The sequence below is a fragment of the Pseudomonas sp. AC463 genome (assembly GCF_979253585.1).
This window is the reverse complement of record NZ_CEEDDZ010000006.1, coordinates 128,205-148,966: the sequence shown is the minus strand read 5'-3', so window position 1 is coordinate 148,966 and position 20,762 is coordinate 128,205. Positions and strand designations below refer to the sequence as shown.

General features: G+C 59.6%; 16 protein-coding genes and 3 pseudogenes. 14 read left to right on the top strand and 5 right to left on the bottom strand.

All coding sequences use genetic code 11. The annotated features are described in order from the left end of the window. Positions 1–42: 42 nt before the first annotated feature. The 9 genes and pseudogenes from AC0IYH_RS09405 to AC0IYH_RS09365 form a co-directional block, all read left to right on the top strand. Positions 43–1,983, top strand: a complete 1,941-nt coding sequence (locus AC0IYH_RS09405) for a type VI secretion system Vgr family protein (protein ID WP_471833999.1) — start codon at positions 43–45, stop codon at positions 1,981–1,983. Positions 1,984–1,998: 15 nt separating this feature from the next. After that, on the top strand, positions 1,999–2,433 hold the full coding sequence (locus AC0IYH_RS09400; protein ID WP_116627021.1) for a DcrB-related protein: 435 nt from the start codon (positions 1,999–2,001) through the stop codon (positions 2,431–2,433). 12 nt (positions 2,434–2,445) lie between these two features. Next, a complete protein-coding gene (locus AC0IYH_RS09395) occupies positions 2,446–6,828 on the top strand; it encodes an RHS repeat-associated core domain-containing protein (RefSeq protein ID WP_471833998.1) in 4,383 nt (1,460 codons plus the stop codon). Between the two features lie 13 nt (positions 6,829–6,841). Next, a complete protein-coding gene (locus AC0IYH_RS09390) occupies positions 6,842–7,411 on the top strand; it encodes an Imm26 family immunity protein (RefSeq protein ID WP_471833997.1) in 570 nt (189 codons plus the stop codon). A gap of 15 nt (positions 7,412–7,426) precedes the next feature. Then, a pseudogene (locus AC0IYH_RS09385) lies at positions 7,427–9,461 on the top strand (RHS repeat-associated core domain-containing protein); the annotation flags it as partial. A gap of 5 nt (positions 9,462–9,466) precedes the next feature. Next, positions 9,467–10,084 (top strand): hypothetical protein, encoded by a 618-nt coding sequence (locus AC0IYH_RS09380; RefSeq protein ID WP_122774508.1) that lies wholly within the window; start codon positions 9,467–9,469, stop codon positions 10,082–10,084. Between the two features lie 47 nt (positions 10,085–10,131). After that, positions 10,132–10,773, top strand: a pseudogene (locus AC0IYH_RS09375) (RHS repeat-associated core domain-containing protein); the annotation flags it as partial. A gap of 8 nt (positions 10,774–10,781) precedes the next feature. Beyond that, entirely contained in the window at positions 10,782–11,651 is an 870-nt protein-coding gene (locus tag AC0IYH_RS09370; protein ID WP_122774507.1) for an SEL1-like repeat protein, read from the top strand. Positions 11,652–11,753: 102 nt separating this feature from the next. Continuing rightward, a pseudogene (locus tag AC0IYH_RS09365) lies at positions 11,754–12,149 on the top strand (hypothetical protein); the annotation flags it as partial. Between the two features lie 185 nt (positions 12,150–12,334). On the opposite strand, the gene AC0IYH_RS09360 reads toward AC0IYH_RS09365, so the two are convergent. The 3 genes from AC0IYH_RS09360 to AC0IYH_RS09350 all read right to left on the bottom strand — a co-directional run bounded on the left by AC0IYH_RS09360 (position 12,335) and on the right by AC0IYH_RS09350 (position 14,154). After that, positions 12,335–12,610, bottom strand: a complete 276-nt coding sequence (locus AC0IYH_RS09360) for an HU family DNA-binding protein (protein ID WP_003213368.1) — start codon at positions 12,608–12,610, stop codon at positions 12,335–12,337. A gap of 191 nt (positions 12,611–12,801) precedes the next feature. Next, complete coding sequence (locus tag AC0IYH_RS09355; RefSeq protein WP_471833995.1) at positions 12,802–13,950, bottom strand: NAD(P)/FAD-dependent oxidoreductase; 1,149 nt, start codon at positions 13,948–13,950, stop codon at positions 12,802–12,804. A 36-nt stretch (positions 13,951–13,986) separates the two neighbouring features. Continuing rightward, complete coding sequence (locus AC0IYH_RS09350) at positions 13,987–14,154, bottom strand: rubredoxin (protein WP_105521282.1); 168 nt, start codon at positions 14,152–14,154, stop codon at positions 13,987–13,989. Positions 14,155–14,349: 195 nt separating this feature from the next. On the opposite strand from AC0IYH_RS09350, the gene AC0IYH_RS09345 reads away from it, so the two are divergent. Next, positions 14,350–14,913: a chorismate lyase gene (locus AC0IYH_RS09345; RefSeq protein WP_116627028.1), complete on the top strand. Its 564-nt coding sequence runs from the start codon at positions 14,350–14,352 to the stop codon at positions 14,911–14,913. Beyond that, positions 14,913–15,803 carry a 4-hydroxybenzoate octaprenyltransferase gene (gene ubiA, locus AC0IYH_RS09340; RefSeq protein ID WP_471833993.1) on the top strand — a complete coding sequence of 297 codons (891 nt, stop codon included), beginning with the start codon at positions 14,913–14,915 and terminating at the stop codon, positions 15,801–15,803. The genes AC0IYH_RS09345 and ubiA overlap by 1 nt, the downstream gene beginning before the upstream one ends. 113 nt (positions 15,804–15,916) lie before the next feature. Here ubiA and AC0IYH_RS09335 read toward each other — a convergent pair whose 3' ends face one another. After that, complete coding sequence (locus AC0IYH_RS09335) at positions 15,917–16,294, bottom strand: COG4315 family predicted lipoprotein (RefSeq protein ID WP_471833991.1); 378 nt, start codon at positions 16,292–16,294, stop codon at positions 15,917–15,919. Between the two features lie 155 nt (positions 16,295–16,449). Here AC0IYH_RS09335 and phoB point away from each other — a divergent pair, with 155 nt between their 5' ends. The 3 genes from phoB (at position 16,450) to AC0IYH_RS09320 (ending at position 20,056) form a co-directional block, all read left to right on the top strand. Beyond that, positions 16,450–17,139, top strand: a complete 690-nt coding sequence (gene phoB, locus AC0IYH_RS09330) for a phosphate regulon transcriptional regulator PhoB (protein WP_065883780.1) — start codon at positions 16,450–16,452, stop codon at positions 17,137–17,139. Between the two features lie 81 nt (positions 17,140–17,220). Beyond that, positions 17,221–18,507: a phosphate regulon sensor histidine kinase PhoR gene (gene phoR / locus AC0IYH_RS09325; RefSeq protein ID WP_471834140.1), complete on the top strand. Its 1,287-nt coding sequence runs from the start codon at positions 17,221–17,223 to the stop codon at positions 18,505–18,507. Positions 18,508–18,715: 208 nt separating this feature from the next. Continuing rightward, positions 18,716–20,056 carry a hemolysin family protein gene (locus AC0IYH_RS09320; protein ID WP_116627032.1) on the top strand — a complete coding sequence of 447 codons (1,341 nt, stop codon included), beginning with the start codon at positions 18,716–18,718 and terminating at the stop codon, positions 20,054–20,056. Positions 20,057–20,059: 3 nt separating this feature from the next. On the opposite strand, the gene AC0IYH_RS09315 is transcribed toward AC0IYH_RS09320, so the two are convergent. After that, positions 20,060–20,731: a peptidoglycan DD-metalloendopeptidase family protein gene (locus tag AC0IYH_RS09315; RefSeq protein ID WP_122774502.1), complete on the bottom strand. Its 672-nt coding sequence runs from the start codon at positions 20,729–20,731 to the stop codon at positions 20,060–20,062. Between the last annotated feature and the right edge of the window lie 31 nt (positions 20,732–20,762).

Below are 20,762 nucleotides of genomic sequence, written 5' to 3'. Positions count from 1 at the left end.
CCACATTTTGAACTGGGTTCCTTCAGTTATTAGGATATTTCGATGCTATTCAACCAAGCCTCACGCCTGGCCAAAATCACCAGCCCCCTCGGGCCGGATGTGCTGCTGCTCAATGGAATGGGCGGCGGCGAAGAGCTTGGGCGGCTGTTCACCTACGAGCTGCAACTGACGTCCCTGGACGCCAACATCGACCTCAACCAGTTGCTCGGCAAGCCGATGAGCGTCGGCGTGCAACTGGCGGACGGTGGCGAACGGCATTTCCACGGCATCGTCGCGCGCTGCAGCCAGAACATCGACCAGGGCCAGTTCGCCAGCTACCAAGTGATACTGCGCCCGTGGTTCTGGCTGCTCAGCCGCACTTCGGACTGCCGGATTTTCCAGAACCTGAGCATCCCGCAAATCATCAAGCAGGTGTTCCGCGACCTGGGTTTTTCCGACTTCGAAGACGCCCTCAGCCGACCGTATCGCGAGTGGGAATACTGCGTGCAGTACCGCGAGACCAGCTTCGATTTCGTCAGCCGCCTGATGGAACAAGAAGGCATCTACTACTTCTTCCGCCATGAACAGGACCGCCATGTGCTGGTGCTGGCCGACGCCTACGGCGCCCACACCACGGTGCCGGGCTACGCGTCGATCCCGTATTACCCCAAGGACGAGCAGCAGCGCGAACGCGACCATATGCACGACTGGCACCTGGCGCAGGAAGTACAGCCGGGTTCGCTGGAGCTGAACGACTACGACTTCCAGCGCCCCAGCGCCAGCATCGACGTGCGCTCGGCCATGCCGCGCCCGCACGCCGCCGGTGACTACCCGCTGTATGACTACCCCGGCACCTACGTGCAAAGCGCCGACGGCGAACACTACGCGCGCACCCGCATCGAAGCGCTGCAGGCCCTGCATGAGCAGGTCAATTTCAGCGGCAACGCGCGCGGCCTGGGCTCGGGCCATCTGTTCAGCCTCACCGGCTTCAGTCGCCAGGACCAGAACCGCGAATACCTGATCGTCGGCATCCGCTACTACATCACCCAGGAAAGCCTGGAAAGCGGCGGCGGTTCCGGCTCGGCGCAGTTCGAAAGCGTCCTCACCTGCATCGACGCCCAGCAAAGCTACCGCCCGCTGGCCAGCACCCACCGGCCCATCGTCAAAGGCCCGCAGACTGCACTGGTGGTGGGGCCCAAGGGCGAGGAAATCTGGACCGACCAGTACGGCCGCGTGAAGGTGCACTTCTACTGGGACCGCCACGACCAGTCCAACGAAAACAGCTCCTGCTGGATTCGCGTGTCGCAATCCTGGGCCGGCAAGAACTGGGGCTCGATGCAGATCCCCCGCATCGGCCAGGAAGTGATCGTGAGCTTCCTCGAAGGCGACCCCGACCGGCCGATCATCACCGGCCGTGTCTACAACGCCGAGCAGACCGTGCCTTACGACCTGCCGGAAAACGCGACCCAGAGCGGCATGAAAAGCCGCTCCAGCAAGGGCGGCACGCCGGCCAACTTCAATGAAATCCGCATGGAGGACAAGAAGGGGTTGGAGCAGTTGTATATCCATGCCGAAAGGAACCAGGACATCGTGGTTGAGGTGGATGAAAGCCACTCGGTGGGGCATGACCGGAACAAGAGCATCGGGCATGACGAGGTAGTGACGATCGGCAATGACCGTGTGCGCATCGTCAAGCAGGAAGACATCCTCTCGGTGGGCCAGCGCAAGACCGACAGCATCAGCCAGAGCTACGTCATCGAAGTGGGTGAAAACCTGCGCCTGGTCTGTGGCGAAAGCATCCTGGAGTTGAATGCCAGCGGGCAGATCAACCTCACCGGCGTGCAAATCAGCTTCTACGCCAGCGGCGATGCCGAGTTCAACACCGGCGGAGTGCTGCACCTGAACAACGGCGGCGGCGCCGGCGCCACGCCTGACGGCCAGGGCGTCAAGGCGAGCATCGACGCCAATATCAACGCCGCCTTCCCCGCGCCCAAAAGCTCCTGACGAGATGTGTTTGCCATGACGTACCGAATCAACGAATTCCAGTTTCAACTGCCGGCCGCCGAGCTGCAGGACGCCACGATCAACATCCTCAAGTTCCCCGAGCTGGGCACTTCCTTGATCGTCAGCCGCAGCCTACTGGCCGAAGGCGAAACCCTGCACAGTAACTTCAACGACCAGCTCCAGCGCCTGGAAAAACAGGTGCAGGACTTGCGCTGCCAACCCAGCGTCGACGTGCGCCTGGGCGCCGCCCAAGAGGTGCAAGGCATCGAGCTGCGCAGCCAGTTCAACAAGGGCAATGACAAGGTGTTCCAGTACCAGTTGGCGCTGGTGCTGCCGGGCACGCGCAAGATGCTTGCCTTGAGTTATGTGAAGGCCGAGAAGCTCGGGGAGGCCGAGGCGGCGCACTGGGCGCTGATCAAGAATTCGCTGTCGTTCGACGCTGTTTCCTGATGAGCCCACTGCATGTCTGACGCTCTATGGGCCGCCCGGATGGGCGATGCGCTCTCCCACACTTCGATGATGGCCGACATCCTTGGCGGGGTGTTGGAGGTTGCGGCCAATATCGCGATCACTGCCGTGGCGACCGCCGCCGTGGTAGCGGCCACCGGCATTACCGTGGCCACCGGCGGCCTCGGCTGCTTTTTGCTGGGGGCTGTGGTGGGCACGATTGTCGGGCTGGCCATGAGCAAGACGGGGGCGGACAAAGGCTTATCGAATTTATGCGAGAGCTTTAGCAACGCCCTCTTTCCGCCCACGGTGCAGGCGAACATTCTCACCGGCTCCACCGACACCCTGACCAACAACATCCCCGCCGCTCGTGCCGCCGGGGCAATCAGCTCCCATGTTGCGCCGGCCGGTACCGAGCTGGAACAGCCCGCGCCAGAGCCCGGTTATCTGGACATGGCCGAGAGTTTCTTCTCGCAGATGTGGCGCCCGACTGTCGCCACGCCGGCGCCAGGCGCGGTGCCCAAACCGCTGGACCTGGTGGTGTGCATGAAGCACCCACCCATGCCGCCGCAGTTCCTGGCCGAAGGTTCGGACAAGGTCACGATCAATGGTCAGCCGGCGGTACGCAGCGGTGATCGCAGCACGTGCGATGCAACCGTGGTTTCGTCCGGGTTGATTTCATCCAATGTGACCATTGGCGGCGGCTCGGTGGTGGTGCGTGAGATTCGCAGCGGCAAGACCCCGGGGGTGGGCTTGGCGGTGACTGCGCTGTTAATGCTCAAGGGTGGCAAGGGCAAGTTCTTCAGCAAGCTGCCGTGCATGCTGATTGGCGGCGCGACCGCGATGGCCGTCAGCAGTGCGATGGGGGCGATGGCCAACGCGGCGATGGGTTCGTCGAACCCGGTGCACGCAGCCACTGGCGCGAAAGTGCTGGGCGGTGTGGATGAGTTGGATTTCGTACTGCCCGGCATTTTGCCGATTGACTGGCAGCGCTTCTACAACAGCCGTGATGAGCGCACCGCCAGCCTGTTCGGCGCGGGCTGGAGCGTGCCGTATGAGGTGTGCGTCGAAGTCCGCCCGCATCCCGAGGGCGGCGAAACACTGGTGTACACCGACGAACAGGGCCGCCCTATCAACATGGGCGCCATTCCTCTGGGCGGCGCGGTGTTCAGCGCTGGTGAGGGGCTCGTCGTGCGCAGACACCTAAACGGGCAATTGTTGATTGAAAGCGACGATGGCCTGTACCGGTTGTTCGAGCCAACTGCGGCAAACGCATCGTTGCTGCGCCTGATTCAACTTGGTGACCGCAACGACAACCGCATCCATATCGACTATGACGAAGCCGGGCGCCTGGTACGCCTGCGCGATACCTTTGATCTGGTACAAGTTGAGCTGATCCGTGATCAGGGCCACCTGACCCGCATTGAGCGCCTGTATCCCGACCATCGTCGTGAAGTGCTGGTCAGCTACGGCTACGACGCTGCTGGCAGCCTGGCACAAGTGCGCGATGCCACCGATCAGGTACAACGCCACTTCGTCTACGATGCGGGGCGCCGAATGGTCGAGCATCAACTGCCCACCGGGTTGCGCTGTTTCTATGAGTGGGCCTGTGTTGAAAACCTGGAATGGCGTGTGGTCCGGCATTGGACCGATGAGGGCGACGCTTACCAGTTCGACTACGACTTGCAGGCTGGCTTCACCCAGATCACCGACAGCCTGCAACGCGTCAGCACCCGACACTGGAACACTCAGCACCAGATCATTCAGTACAGCGACAACCTTGGCCTGACGTGGCTGTTCGAATGGAACGACGAGCGCCAGTTGCTCAGCGCCACCGACCCACAGGGTGGCCGCTATGAATACAGCTATGACGAGGCCGGTAACCTGATCGGCGAGAGCGACCCGCTGGGCCGCAGTGATTCGACCTTGTGGCTGGAACATTGGGCACTGCCGCTGGTGGAAACCGACGCCGCTGACAACAGTTGGCAGTATCGCTACGACCCACGCGGCAACTGCACCGCCGAAACCGACCCGCTGGGGTATATCACCCGCTACCGCTACGACGCCCACGGCCAGCCGGTAGAAATTGTCGATGCCACCGGCAAAAGCAAAAAGCTGCGCTGGAACCCGCTCGGGCAACTGGTCGAGCATGTCGATTGCTCAGGTTACCCAACTCGCTTCAGCTACGACGAGCGCGGTTACCTGCAAGTCATCACCGATGCCCTCGGCGAACGCACGCAGTTCAGCTATGACGCTCAGGGCCGACTGCTGAGCAGCCAACTGCCGGACGGGCGCACCGAACACTTCCAGCGGGATGTCAGCGGTCAGTTGGTGGGCTACACCGACCCGGCAGGACACACCACGCTCTACCAGCACAACCGGCGCGGCCAGGTACGCCAACGCACCGACGCCCATGGGCGGCAGGTGCAGTTCGGCTATGACAGCTATGGTCGGCTGCAAGCGCTGATCAACGAGAACGGTGAAAGCTATCGGTTTGCGTGGGATGCAGGCGACAGGCTGACCGAACAGCAAGACCTCGACGGCAGCGCCAAGCACTACGACTACGACGTGCTCGACAACATCACTGCGGTGACTGCCGTTCCGGCGCCGTATGGCAATGGCTTGGCGGTTGTGCCCGAGACGCCGCCCGCGCCCATCGTCCACCGGCTGGAGCGCGATGCGGTCGGCAGGTTGATTGCCAAAACCACCGACGATGGCCGCACCGGCTATAGCTATGATGCGGTCGATCAGCTCACGGCCGTCACCTTCACCGACCTGCAAGGCAATGCCCAAACCCTGGGTTTCGCCTACGACGCCCTCGGCCAGTTACTGGCCGAACAGAGTTCAGCCGGCAACCTGCAACATCACTACGACGAACTCGGCAACCTGATCCAGAGCCAACTGCCGGACGGCCGCTGGCTCAACCGCCTGTACTACGGCAGCGGCCATCTGCACCAGATCAACCTCGACGGCCAAGTCATCAGCGACTTCGAGCGCGACCGCCTGCACCGCGAAGTGCTGCGCACCCAAGGCCAGCTCAGCACCCGCAGCGAATACGACCGCAGCGGCCGCCTGCGCTCACGCCAACGGCGCCTTGCGGGCCAGCCATCGTTGATGCCGGCGGCCGCGCAAAAACAGTTTGAATACGACCCCGCCGACAACCTGGTCGGCAAACTCGACCAGCAACCCGCCGCGCAACATCGCCAGTTGCTGCACTACGACGCCACCGGCCGCATCATCGCCAGCCAGGACAGCCTGCACGGCCAGCGTGAAACCTTCAGCTACGACGCCGCCGCCAACCTGCTCGACGGCCCACAACCCGGCGCCGGGTTGGTGGTGCACAACAAACTGCTGACCTATCAGGACAAGCGTTACCGCTACGACGCATTTGGCCGGATGGTTGAGAAACGCAGCGCCAAACGTGGAGTGCAGCGGTTTGCGTATGACGCCGAAAGCCGGCTGATAGAAGTACGCAATGAAAACGGCAGCGTGGTCAGGTTGACCTATGACCCGCTGGGGCGGCGGATTGAAAAAACCGAGCATGGCAACGATGGTTACCCATTGGGCGAAACCCGGTTCACGTGGGATGGCCTGCGTTTATTGCAAGAGCACAAACACAGCCAGACCAGCCTGTACGTGTATGAAGATGAAGGCTACCAACCCTTGGCACGCGTCGACGGTGCCGGGCCGCTGCAGAAGATTCGTTACTACCACAACGACCTGAACGGGTTGCCGGAGCAACTCACCGAAGCCGATGGGCACAGCGTCTGGCAGGCGACGTATCGGGTGTGGGGCAACACGCTGGAGGAGGTGCGCAAGCCTTATTACATTGAGGAGCAGAACCTGCGCTTTCAGGGGCAGTACCTAGACCGGGAGACGGGGCTGCATTTCAATACGTTCAGGTTTTATGATCCGGATGTGGGGCGGTTTACGACGCCGGATCCGATTGGGTTGCAAGGTGGCCTGAATCTCTACTTGTACGGCGCAAATCCCTTTACTTGGAGCGATCCACTAGGCTGGGTTCAAACACCGCTGAACAAACCTGGTTTTTATGTATACGGACTCTACGCCCCCAATGCCAAAACACCGTATTACATTGGTCACACAGAGCAACTTCCCGCCGCACGTGAAAAACAGCACGACAGGTCCACACGTCTCGGAAAAGGGGAGCTTAGAGTGTTGAAGGGCCAGGATGGCAAGATGACTTACACTCAAGCCAAGGGCTATGAACAAGCGTATCGCGAGAAATACAAAACGAAGGGCAAATTCCCAGGCAACGTCATTGAACCCATTAATAAAGGCCGCACTGATGCGCGTGGAAAATCTCACTATAAAAACTATAAAGTTGCGGCGAAGGCGCTGGGCCTCAAACCAAGCAAAATCAAATCCTGTTCATAAATGAGGCCATTGCATGAAAACCCTGAAGTCACCTAAACCGGGCGATCTTTTTTATATCCCGGCCCTCAATTCTTCAGATGAGACTGGGTTTGTTATTGCACGCTATATCGAGCTCATCCCCCCTGCGCTGGGGCATCTGATCGAGGTTTTTGCGAAATTTTATACGCAAATACCCGTGTCATTGAGCGAGGTAGACACCTCAAAACGTCTGTTCCGACCGATTTTCTGCAGCATGCTTTTCTCGGAAATTCCTCGATGGAAGATTCTTTTCAGTGATCCGGACTACAAAAAAGAGTCCTCTGGATATGACGAAATTCAATTCGCGTTCGAGTCAGAAATCTGGGTAGGCGGTGTCAGCAAGCCCGCTACAGAGCAACAGCTGAACAACATTGAACCATCCATCTGCTGGCGCATGCATCACATTATTTTCAGAGTTATCGCACACTTACGTGGAGCGATCTCTGATGCTGAGCCGATGGACTATGAGAAGTTACCCCCCGACTTGCGCATTGATAGCACCATCGCCTCAGAACGAGTAAATAAGGCCGCACTCAGCGCACAAGCATTATTCGCCGCCCAATAAAAACGGGAGAAAAGAGGGCAGGTTTATGGCTATACCGACTACGCCGGGCACACCACACTCTATCAACACAACCGGCGCGGCCAGGTACGCCAACGCACCGACGCCCATGGGCGGCAGGTGCAGTTCGGCTATGACAGCTATGGTCGGCTGCAAGCGCTGATCAACGAGAACGGTGAAAGCTATCGGTTTGCGTGGGATGCAGGCGACAGGCTGACCGAACAGCAAGACCTCGACGGCAGCGCCAAGCACTACGACTACGACGTGCTCGACAACATCACTGCGGTGACTGCCGTTCCGGCGCCGTATGGCAATGGCTTGGCGGTTGTGCCCGAGACGCCGCCCGTGCCCATCGTCCACCGGCTATAGCTATGATGCGGTCGATCAGCTCACGGCCGTCACCTTCACCGACCTGCAAGGCAATGCCCAAACCCTGGGTTTCGCCTACGACGCCCTCGGCCAGTTACTGGCCGAACAGAGTTCAGCCGGCAACCTGCAACATCACTACGACGAACTCGGCAACCTGATCCAGAGCCAACTGCCGGACGGCCGCTGGCTCAACCGCCTGTACTACGGCAGCGGCCATCTGCACCAGATCAACCTTGACGGCCAAGTCATCAGCGACTTCGAGCGCGACCGCCTGCACCGCGAAGTGCTGCGCACCCAAGGCCAGCTCAGCACCCGCAGCGAATACGACCGCAGCGGCCGCCTGCGCTCACGCCAACGGCGCCTTGCGGGCCAGCCATCGTTGATGCCGGCGGCCGCGCAAAAACAGTTTGAATACGACCCCGCCGACAACCTGGTCGGCAAACTCGACCAGCAACCCGCCGCGCAACATCGCCAGTTGCTGCACTACGACGCCACCGGCCGCATCATCGCCAGCCAGGACAGCCTGCACGGCCAGCGTGAAACCTTCAGCTACGACGCCGCCGCCAACCTGCTCGACGGCCCACAACCCGGCGCCGGGTTGGTGGTGCACAACAAACTGCTGACCTATCAGGACAAGCGTTACCGCTACGACGCATTTGGCCGGATGGTTGAGAAACGCAGCGCCAAACGTGGAGTGCAGCGGTTTGCGTATGACGCCGAAAGCCGGCTGATAGAAGTACGCAATGAAAACGGCAGCGTGGTCAGGTTGACCTATGACCCGCTGGGGCGGCGGATTGAAAAAACCGAGCATGGCAACGATGGCTACCCATTGGGCGAAACCCGGTTCACGTGGGATGGGCTGCGTTTATTGCAAGAGCACAAACACAGCCAGACCAGCCTGTACGTGTATGAAGATGAAGGCTACCAACCCTTGGCACGCGTCGACGGTGCCGGGCCGCTGCAGAAGATTCGTTACTACCACAACGACCTGAACGGGTTGCCGGAGCAACTCACCGAAGCCGATGGGCACAGCGTCTGGCAAGCGAAGTATCGAGTGTGGGGCAACACGCTGGAGGAGGTGCGCGAGCCTTATTACATTGAGGAGCAGAACCTGCGCTTTCAGGGGCAGTACCTGGACCGGGAGACGGGGCTGCATTTCAATACGTTCAGGTTTTATGATCCGGATGTGGGGCGGTTTACGACGCCGGATCCGATTGGGTTGCTGGGCGGATTGAACCTCTATCAATACGCACCAAATCCCCTGACCTGGATTGACCCATGGGGCTGGGCTTGCAAAAGTGCGGTCAGTGGTAATAAAGGCCGAACCAAGGCGATCCATGACCTGAAGAGGAATGGGTTCAAGGTCGTCTCCGAAGAAGTCACCATGAAGGTAAACGGAAAACGTATCCGCGCTGACTTCGTAGCCAAGGACCGCAACGGAAAATTACATGTATTTGAAGTCAAGCACGGTACCGGGAAGCTGACCCCGAACCAAACTGGCTCCGGGGTCTTCGACATGACTAAGCCGGCCAACACCACTCAACAATTAGGCGGAGGCACAATCAAGCCCTCCGCCGGAACGAAAGGATCGTTCAAGGTTGATACCAAAGGAAAGCCGGGGGTACCGTTAGGTGGAAAAGGCGCACAGCACAACGCAACCTTCAATCTTCTGATCTACAAGTGAATAACATGAGCCTAGAAATTCGTAAAAATGTGGAAGCGGTGTTACTGACGGAACTGAAGAAAATTGCGTCTCCCCATATCGACATTAAGGTGAGCAAAAATAAACTTAGCCTGTTTGCCGCGAAGGAGAAACTTGCAGAAATCTACCTCCAGCATTTGACCAAAGCTGATGGTTACTACGCGGGAATGGAAATTTATACATGTGAGGCATTCAGCTTCTGTCTAAACCAATCCCCCCCTTATCATAGCCGGCTGTTGAACGCGTCATTTTATTCGAAGAGTTCCTTATCGGAAGAGACAAAACAGTTTGGCGACGAAGTGGGCGGTATCATTAGAACGCCGTCGCCGCCAGAAATAAGTCAGACTGCAAAAAAAATAACTGACCGTTTGAAAGCTTTCTACCTATCAAAGGCGGAGAACTGCATTCTTGGCACAACTGCATTAATTGATGATGTATTGGCAGAGCCTGATAATTATGCGTTCCCGTTTCTCACCATCGTTTTTGCTGCCTATAAAAACAATCTGAGCCTGGATTCTGACATACTCAAAAAAGCACTCGCAACCAAATCCATTTTTGGAAACAAGCAGTTCGACCTGGCGTTAGCAAGTAACACTTTGAGTTAATAATACAAAAAATCGTCGCAGAACAAAGAACAGATTTATTTAGTTCTCAATATTTAGAAGCCGATGGGCACAACGGCTGGCGCGCGACCTATCGGGTGTGGGGCAACACGCTGGAGGAGGTGCGCGAGCCTTATTACATTGAGGAGCAGAACCTGCGCTTTCAGGGGCAGTACCTGGACCGGGAGACGGGGCTGCATTTCAATACGTTCAGGTTTTATGATCCGGATGTGGGGCGATTTACGACGCCGGATCCGATTGGGTTGGCCGGAGAACTCAACCTTTATCAATACGCACCCAACCCGATTGCATGGATAGACCCGTGGGGATGGAAAACCTGTGGCGCGGCGAACGGAAACTCAAGACAAAATAACAAGGTAAATCACGTCTACGTCATTCGTAACAAGACGACTGGTCAGGTTTACAAGTACGGTATCAGCGGAGGGAAAATTTCCTAAAATGGGAAGTCCTACCGAGCACAATCTCAGGTGCGCAGACTCAATAGGGGAGGCTCGGATAAATACGAGTCCGCAATAATCAGAAAAAATGTAACGCGAGCCAAGGCTCTTAAAGTTGAACAAGGTAGAGTCAATGGCTACTCAGTAGCCGCACAGAGAGCCGGTCAAACACCTTCATTCCCAAAGATCGGGATTAATCCGGTGGGCAACTCACTGCCTAACGCGACGAGATAGAAACTCTGATGAGCAAATATTTATTAACACTCGAAATTGCCCCTTCAACAGACGGCCTACAGGCTCATAGTGTTCGCGAGGCGGCTGTCCTCTATATTTATCTCCTTTCCACCAAGTACAAGCTGCCTACTGGTGGGGTTGCCAAAATAATTCTTCAGCGAGCGCCAATAGAGGCAGAGCAAACACTCACAAATGTTTGCACCTACTCTCATTCTTTCAAGCACTTGCAGAAGTTGCCATCGGACGCTACGGAACCCACTGTTCGTAAGTCCTTAATCGAAGACATCAATGAGGCGCTCCTATCATTAGCGACCCTCAAAAACTGGGATACCGATCCCATACATAAGCTTCATGCAGAGATCGTCAAACGTGATTATCAGTTTTCAGGCACCTCGGGACGCTCGCTGAAAAACCCGTCAAAAACGCTCACTGCGTCGGCAGCTTGGCGCACGGATCAATACATCAATATCGGCGTTCTGGTGCAAGGTGCCAAAAACACCCCTGAAGAGTTTTTCACGGTTACACGGATCGGCATCTCGCTCGGTCTTTTCGAATCGCTGCTGGGCGCTGTTGAATGGGTGAACGATCAAACCGTTCGCCTTTTCCAAGCCAACAAGCGCGACTATTGGGAAATTGATACAGGCTCCCGAGAGGTTACATTTCACTTTCCTAGGGCCGAGTCCGGTGATCCTCACGGCCAATTTGACTTGGCAAAAATGTACGTTGACGGGTGGATAGTCGAGCAGGATTTTGAACAAGCCCGACGGTGGCTGGAGCGCTCCGCCGCTCAAGGTTTTTCACGGGCAACCAAGCTCTTGCAACGCATGAATGACGGAGACGAAAACCTCGCCGATCCGGTGATGAACAGTAAAAAATAGGCCCGCTGAATACTTCTCTTGCATCCGCTCTACTGTTGAGTAAAGAAGAAACGGGCCACTTCTGATGATCCTAGTGATCTGACAGCAGTATCGGTCGCCTGCGCTCACGACGCAGCCGCCAACCTGCTCGACGGCCCACAACCCGGCGCCGGGTTGGTGGTGCACAACAAACTGCTGACCTATCAGGACAAGCGTTACCGCTACGACGCATTTGGCCGGATGGTTGAGAAACGCAGCGCCAAACGTGGAGTGCAGCGGTTTGCGTATGACGCCGAAAGCCGGCTGATAGAAGTACGCAATGAAAACGGCAGCGTGGTCAGGTTGACCTATGACCCGCTGGGGCGGCGGATTGAAAAAACCGAGCATGGCAACGATGGCTACCCATTGGGCGAAACCCGGTTCACGTGGGATGGCCTGCGTTTATTGCAAGAGCACAAACACAGCCAGACCAGCCTGTACGTGTATGAAGATGATCCCGGGGAACTCGGTTCGGAACCTGAAAGTTACGAAGAACTCGTCGGGAAAGAGCCGGTCGACAATAATGCCGAGCTGGTAAGAGGATAAGAAGGCAGCGCCGAAACATGCAGGATACGTAGCCTTCAACTCCAACAAAAAATGGGCACCCGACCCAGTCGGCGTGCCCATTTTTCCTACCACCCGCCTCCCTTCAGGCGGTACCGCTCTTACGGGTTGACGCTGTCTTTGAGCGACTTGCCCGGCTTGAACGCAACGGTGTTGCTCGCCTTGATCTTCACCGGCTCGCCGGTTTGCGGGTTTTTGCCGGTGCGGGCGCCGCGGTGGCGTTGCAGGAAGGTGCCGAAGCCCACCAGGGTGACGCTGTCTTTGCGGTGCAGGGCGCCGGTGATTTCTTCGAGAACGGCGTTGAGGACGCGGTTGGCCTGTTCTTTGGTCAGGTCTGCTTTTTCTGCAATAGCGGCTGCGAGTTCTGGTTTACGCATAAGTGAAGCCTCTTTGACGGTTTTTTGTTGTTATGTCCGTGCTGCTCTCTGACGGAGCAGCGCCCAAGGCGCCGCAGGCTCTACTCTGCGGCAGACGGGAGTGAGGATGGCATGCCCTAGGACGCCGCGCCAGTCTCGCGGCGACCTTTCTCGGGCGAAAAACAGGGTTATTCCGACAGAACGACCAGTATTTACGCCAGCAACGGCGGAAGTTCTTTGTTGAGGGCCAGTTTTTCCATCACGGCGGCGCCAGTCAGCGCGTAACCCAGCAGGCGGCCGCTGGCGTCGCGGCACAAGGCCTTGATGTCGGCGCCTTGGCCTTCGACGCTCCACACGCCTTCAGTGCCGCGTGGCGGCGGCGAGACCACCAACGGGCAGACCGGGGTCTTGACCGTCACCGGCATCGGGCCGTAGCTGACGGCCGTGGCATTGCCGGCCAGGGTCTGGGCCAGGGCGCGGGCGCAGCTCATCAGCGGCATCACGTACAGCAGGTTGAGGCCGTCGACCTCGGCACAGTCACCCAGCGCGTAGATATTGGCGTGGGAGGTCTTGAGGTGGCGGTCCACCATGATTCCACGGTTGGTCTGCAAACCGGCGGCGGCGGCCAGGTCGACGCGCGGGCGCAGGCCGATGGCGGAGACCACCAGGTCGCAGTGGATCACTTCACCGTCCGACAGGTGCGCTTCCAGGCCGTCAGCGCTGCGCTGCAGGCGGTTGAGCACCGGGCCCAGGTGGAAGCGCGCGCCGAGGCTTTCCAGCCCGGCCTGTACCGCTGCGGCTGCCGCCGGGTGCAGCAGGGTCGGCATGACTTGCTCGCACGGGGCCACCAGGTCGATTTCATAGCCACCCAGGATCAGGTCGTTGGCGAATTCACAGCCGATCAGACCGGCGCCCAGTACCAGCACGCGGCGCTTGCCGGCGGCGGCCGCGCGAAAGCGGGCGTAGTCTTCGAGGTCGTTGATCGGGAAAATCAGTTCTGCCGCATCGCCTTCGACCGGCACGCGAACCGTCTCGGCGCCCCAGGCCAGGATGAGGTCGCGATAGGCCACCGCTTCCTCGCCGATCCACAGGCGTTTGTGGCCAGGGTCGATGCCGCTGATGCGCGTGTGGGTGCGTACTTCGGCCTTGAGTTGCTCGGCCATGGCACCCGGTTCAGCCATGCTCAGGCCATCGGCTTCCTTGTTCTTGCCAAAGCCGGTGGAGAGCATGGGCTTGGAGTAGGAGCGCCCGTCATCTGCGGTGATCAGCAGCAACGGGGTTTCGCTGTCGAGCTTGCGAAACTCCCGAGCCACGTTGTAACCGGCCAATCCTGTGCCGATGATCACGACAGGTGCGTTCATTCCCTTCTCCTTGTAGTACGTTTCTGAAAACAGTAATTAACCGATTTCGATCATTTCGAAATCCATTTTGCCCACGCCGCAATCCGGGCACAGCCAGTCTTCCGGGACGTCTTCCCAACGGGTGCCAGGCAGGATTCCGTCATCCGGCCAGCCGTCGGCTTCGTTGTAGATCAGGCCACAGACAATACATTGCCACTTCTTCATCACTTGCTTCCTCAGGGTCCAGGCATCTTGGCCGGCGGTCGATAGACCAGCGTTGCCGCGCGGCTCAGGGCGTTTTGTACTGATCGGGGCCGGCAGATGCAAGCACGATCGACGCATGGGGCCGGTTCAGCCCGGCAAAAGTCCAGGGCGCCATGGTAAGCTCGCGGCCTCTTTTGCTGCCAATACTGACGCACCGTGCCGCACTCAATCACCCCTCCCGATGCTTGCCAATGGCTGGTCCAGAGCCTTCTGAGCCCATTGCCCGCGCCCTTGACCCTCAATTGGCTGTTCGACGAAGGCTCGCTGACGCGCCGGCTCACGTGGCTGTCCAACGACGGTTTCAGCGTGACGCCGCTGTTCGAAGGCTGGCAACCATTGCGTGATGACGAATGCGCCGCATTGGGCCTGGCGCCGGCCAGTATCGGCTGGGTACGCGAGGTGTATTTGCGTGGGCATGGCCAGCCCTGGGTGTTTGCCCGCAGCGTGGCGGCGCGCAGTGCCTTGCAGGGCGACGGCTTGCATATGGACGAACTGGGCAGCCGTTCGCTGGGCGAATTGCTGTTCTGCGACCACGCCTTCACCCGCCAGGCCATCGAGGTGTGCCCTTACCCACGCGAATGGCTGCCCACGGCCGATCAAGCCGACGGCCTGTGGGCGCGGCGCTCGCGCTTCGATCGTGGCGCGCTGAGCGTGCTGGTGGCGGAAATCTTCTTGCCCAGCTTCTGGCATGCCCTGCATGACCATCCGGAGAACTGCTGATGTATCAATGGCTGCTCAAATCCCTCAACCGCCTGAACCCCAGGGCCTGGGATTTCATTCAGTTGACCCGCATGGACAAGCCCATCGGCATCTACCTGCTGCTGTGGCCGACATTGTGGGCGCTGTGGATTGCCGGCAAGGGCTCGCCGTCGCTCATTAATATCGTGATTTTCGTACTGGGCGTGGTGCTGACCCGCGCCGGCGGCTGCGTGATCAATGACTGGGCCGACCGCAAGGTCGACGGCCATGTGAAGCGCACCGAGCAGCGCCCGCTGGTCAGCGGCAAGATCAGCTCCAAGGAAGCGCTGGTGTTTTTTGCGGTGCTGATGGGCATCAGTTTCCTGCTGGTACTGCTGACCAACGCCACCACCATCCTGCTGTCCCTTGGCGGCCTGGCGCTGGCGGCGAGCTACCCGTTCATGAAGCGCTACACCTATTACCCGCAGGTGGTATTGGGCGCGGCGTTTTCCTGGGGCATGCCGATGGCGTTCACCGCCGAAACCGGCAGCCTGCCTGCTGCGGCGTGGCTGCTGTATATCGCCAACCTGCTGTGGACGGTGGGTTACGACACCTATTACGCGATGACTGACCGCGACGACGACTTGAAGATCGGCGTGAAATCCACGGCGATTCTGTTCGGCGATGCCGACCGTGTGATCATCCTCACCCTGCAAGGCCTGGCGCTGGTGTGCCTGCTGCTGGCGGGCGCGCGGTTCGAACTGGGCGGCTGGTTCCACCTGGGGCTGCTGGCGGCGGCGGGTTGTTTTGCCTGGGAGTTCTGGTACACCCGCGACAAGGACCGGCTGAAATGCTTCAAGGCGTTTTTGCACAACCACTGGGCCGGCTTGGCGATTTTTGTCGGGATTGTGGCGGACTACGGGTTGCGCTGAGTGTTTTGTGCTGGCTGTACCGGCGCCATCGGGGGCAAGCCCCCTCCCACAGGGGTATGCATTCCAACTGTGGGAGGGGGCTTGCCCCCGATGCTTTTAGCGGTGCCGCCGGCTCAAGGCTTGATGACGTGCCACGCCCCGCCCTTGCCGTCACCGGTCTTGTCACCGGCCTTCTTGTCATCCTTGTAGGTGTAAACCGGTTTGCCTTTGTAAGCCCACTGGCTGGTCTGGTCATCGCGGGTGATGACCGTCCAATCACCCATCGGCTTGTCGGTAGAGTCAGCTTTCAGCGGCGGCCAGTTGGTTGCGCATTGGTCTTTGCACACCGACTTGCCGTCGGCATCCTTGTCGAAGGTGTAGAGGGTCAACCCCTTGTGGTCCACCAGCATCCCATCCTTGGTCATCGCTGGCTCGGCCGCAAACGCCAGGGTCGGCAGGGTCAACGCCGCCGTTACCAGCAGGGCTTTCCAGGAAATAGTGCTGTAAGTCATCGGAACCTTCCTTTTGTGGTTGTCAGGATTCGGACCCCAAGCGTAGCCCACAGAGGCGCGAATTGCGCGAGCGACTAAATTACTGTCACACGACTGCAATAATTCCGTTATCTAATGCGGCGCAAGACAGTTAAATGACAAGAGGATTTTTGAGCATGGTTGGCAGGAGCATTCTGATTGTTGACGACGAAGCGCCCATCCGCGAGATGATCGCCGTTGCGTTGGAAATGGCCGGCTACGACTGCCTGGAGGCGGAGAACTCCCAGCAGGCCCATGCCATTATCGTCGATCGCAAGCCGGACCTGATCCTGCTCGACTGGATGCTTCCCGGCACCTCCGGCATCGAACTGGCCCGCCGCCTAAAGCGTGACGAGCTGACCGGGGATATCCCGATCATCATGCTCACCGCCAAGGGCGAAGAGGACAACAAGATCCAGGGCCTGGAAGTCGGCGCCGATGACTACATCACCAAACCCTTTTCCCCACGCGAGCTGGTCGCACGCCTGAAAGCCGTACTGCGCCGCGCCGGCCCGACCGATGGCGAAGCACCGATCGAAGTCGACGGCCTGGTGCTGGACCCGATCAGCCACCGCGTAACTATCGACGGCAAGCCGGCCGAGATGGGCCCCACCGAATACCGCCTGCTGCAATTTTTCATGACCCACCAGGAACGCGCCTACACCCGTGGCCAACTGCTGGACCAGGTATGGGGCGGCAACGTGTATGTGGAAGAGCGTACCGTGGACGTGCACATCCGCCGCCTGCGCAAAGCCTTGGGCGATGCCTACGAGAATCTGGTACAAACCGTGCGCGGCACCGGCTATCGGTTTTCCACCAAAGGCTGAGCCATACCTCCCCTTCCTTAACAGCTGACAAGGACGCGTGTTTAAGTGAACCAGAACTGGCATGGCACCCTGATCCGCCACATGCTGTTGTTGATCACCGGCTGCCTGCTGGTAGGACTGGTCAGCGGGTATTACGGCTGGAGCCTGGCCATCGGCATCGCCCTGTACCTGGGCTGGACCCTCAAGCAACTGCTGCGCCTGCACGAATGGCTGCGCCAGCACAAACCCGACGAAGCGCCACCCGACGGCTACGGCCTGTGGGGCGAGGTGTTCGACAGCATCTACCACCTGCAACGCCGCGACCAACGGGTACGCGGGCGCCTGCAAGCGGTGATCGACCGAGTGCAGGAGTCCACCGCAGCACTCAAAGACGCAGTGATCATGCTCGACAGCGACGGCAACCTGGAATGGTGGAACCGTGCCGCCGAGACCCTGCTGGGCCTCAAGACGCCCCAGGACAGCGGCCAGCCGGTAACCAACCTGGTACGCCACCCGCGCTTCAAGGAGTACTTCGAGCAAGAGAACTACGAAGAAGCCCTGGAAATCCCCTCGCCCACCAATGACCGCGTGCGCATCCAGCTGTACCTGACGCGCTACGGCAACAACGAACACTTGATGCTGGTGCGCGACGTGACCCGCATCCACCAGCTTGAGCAGATGCGCAAAGACTTCGTCGCCAACGTCTCCCACGAACTGCGCACGCCGCTGACGGTGATCTGCGGCTACCTGGAAACGCTGCTGGACAACGTCGACGAGATCAACCCGCGCTGGAGCCGTGCCCTGCAGCAAATGCAGCAGCAGGGCTCACGCATGCAAACCCTGCTCAACGACCTGCTGTTGCTGGCCAAGCTGGAAGCCACCGACTATCCCTCGGACAACCAGCCGGTGGCCGTGCAGAGCCTGCTGAAGACCATCAAGAATGATGCCCAGGCCCTCTCCGGCGAGCGCGGGCAGCAGATCACCCTGGAAGCCGACCCGTCGGTGCTGCTCAAGGGCAGCGAAGGCGAATTGCGCAGCGCGTTTTCCAACCTAGTGTTCAATGCCGTGAAGTACACCCAGGACAAGGGCAATATCCGCATCCGCTGGTGGGCCGACGAGCAAGGCGCACACCTGAGCGTGCAGGACTCCGGCATCGGCATCGACGCCAAGCACCTGCCGCGCCTGACCGAACGCTTCTACCGCGTCGACTCCAGCCGCAATTCCAACACCGGCGGCACCGGGCTGGGCCTGGCCATCGTCAAGCATGTACTGCTGCGCCACCGCGCCCGCCTGGAAATCAGCAGCGTGCTGGGGCATGGCAGCACCTTCACCTGCCATTTCCCGCCGGCGCAGGTGAGCCGTTCGCAGTTGGTTGGAAATGATGAATAACCCGTAAACAACACAAACCCAATGTGGGAGGGGGCTTGCCCCCTCCCACATTTGCATTTGTATGGTTTTGGAGATGGCATTCCACGCCCCACCCGGCAGCGGGCACTAGGCAAGCGCCCCGTCAGCCGCTACATTGGCCGACTTGCGCCTGCCCTTCAGGCCCTTCTGTCACCCCTTATTGAACACACGGAACCTGCAAAACCCCATCATGGACCCTTCCCCTGGTATCACCCTCGCCACACTCTTTGCCGACTTCGGCATGATTCTTTTTGCACTGATCCTGGTACTGCTCAACGGTTTCTTCGTTGCGGCGGAATTTGCCATGGTCAAACTGCGTTCCACCCGGGTCGAGGCCATCGCCCACACCAACGGCTGGCGCGGGCAGATCCTGCGCACCGTGCACAGCCAGCTCGACGCCTACCTGTCGGCCTGCCAGCTGGGTATCACCCTCGCCTCGCTGGGCCTGGGCTGGGTCGGTGAGCCGGCGTTTGCGCATATCCTGGAGCCGCTGCTGGGCGCCATGGGTGTCGAGTCGCCGGAAGTGATCAAGGGTGTGTCGTTCTTTGCGGCGTTCTTCGTGATTTCCTACCTGCACATCGTGGTCGGTGAACTGGCGCCAAAATCCTGGGCGATTCGTAAACCCGAGCTGCTGTCGCTGTGGACCGCCGTGCCGCTGTACCTGTTCTACTGGGCCATGTACCCGGCGATCTACCTGCTTAACGCCAGCGCCAACGCGATCCTGCGTATCGCCGGCCAAGGCGAGCCCGGCCCGCACCACGAACACCATTACAGCCGTGAAGAACTCAAGCTGATCCTGCATTCGAGCCGTGGCCAGGACCCGAGCGACCAAGGCATGCGCGTGCTGGCCTCGGCCGTGGAAATGGGCGAGCTGGAAGTGGTCGACTGGGCCAACTCCCGCGAAGACCTGGTAACCCTGGACTTCAACGCCCCGCTCAAGGAAATCCTCGCGCTGTTCCGCCGCCATAAATTCAGCCGTTACCCGGTGTATGACGCTGACCGTAATGAGTTTGTCGGCCTGTTGCACATCAAGGACCTGTTGCTGGAACTGGCGGCCCTGGACCACATTCCCGAGTCGTTCAACCTGGCCGAGCTGACCCGCCCGCTGGAGCGCGTGTCGCGGCATATGCCGCTGTCGCAGTTGCTGGAGCAGTTCCGCAAAGGCGGCGCGCACTTCGCCCTGGTGGAGGAAGCCGATGGCAAGATCATCGGCTACCTGACCATGGAAGACGTGCTGGAAGTGCTGGTGGGCGACATCCAGGACGAACACCGCAAGGCCGAGCGCGGCATCCTCGCCTATCAACCCGGCAAGCTGCTGGTGCGTGGCGACACGCCGCTGTTCAAGGTGGAACGCCTGCTGGGCGTCGACCTCGACCACATAGAAGCCGAAACCCTCGCCGGCCTGATCTACGACACCCTCAAGCGCGTGCCGGAAGAAGAGGAAGTGCTGGAGGTTGAAGGCCTGCGGATCATCATCAAGAAGATGAAAGGCCCGAAAATCGTACTGGCCAAGGTCTTGCTGCTGGACTGACCCTCAATTGCCCAATGCAAAGTTGGGCAATACTCCCACGGGCTGGCTGAACTCATACGGGATCGACACCAGCCCCGCCGCGGTAGTCTGCTGCACCACAAAGTGCAGGTGCGGCCCGCTGCTGTTGCCGGTATTGCCCGACAACGCCAGCGGGCTGCCCACCGCCACGCGCTGCCCGGCCCTCACGCTGACCGAGCCCTGCTTGAGGTGCAGATACACGCCTTGAGTGCCGTCATCGTGCTGCACCCGCACGAAATTCCCCGACGCATCACTGCCACGCCCAACCTGTTCGTTCTCGGTTTTCACCACCACCCCGCTGCGCGCCGCAATAATCGGCGTGCCTTCGGGCATGGCGATGTCCATGGCGTAGCGGCTTTTGGCGTCGGTGTGGCTGAAGCTGCCGTTGGGTCCCTGGCTCAGGCGAAACGGACCACCACGCCAGGGCAACGGGTAACGGTAGGCTTGCTGTGGATAAACGGGCCGGGGCCGGTCGAGCAGCGGCCGCTGCACCCGCTCGGGCTTGCGCTCTTGGATCACGAACGCCTGGGCGCCGGGGGTTTGCCGGTCGCTGAAGAACACCACGCCATTGGCGTCAGTGGATTTGTAGAGGGTCATGGCCAGGGTCGCGGGGGCGACGGTGGCCAGCATGCAGCACAGCAATAGGCGAAGAAGCATGACGCGAACCTGCCGGGAAAACTGAACGGCA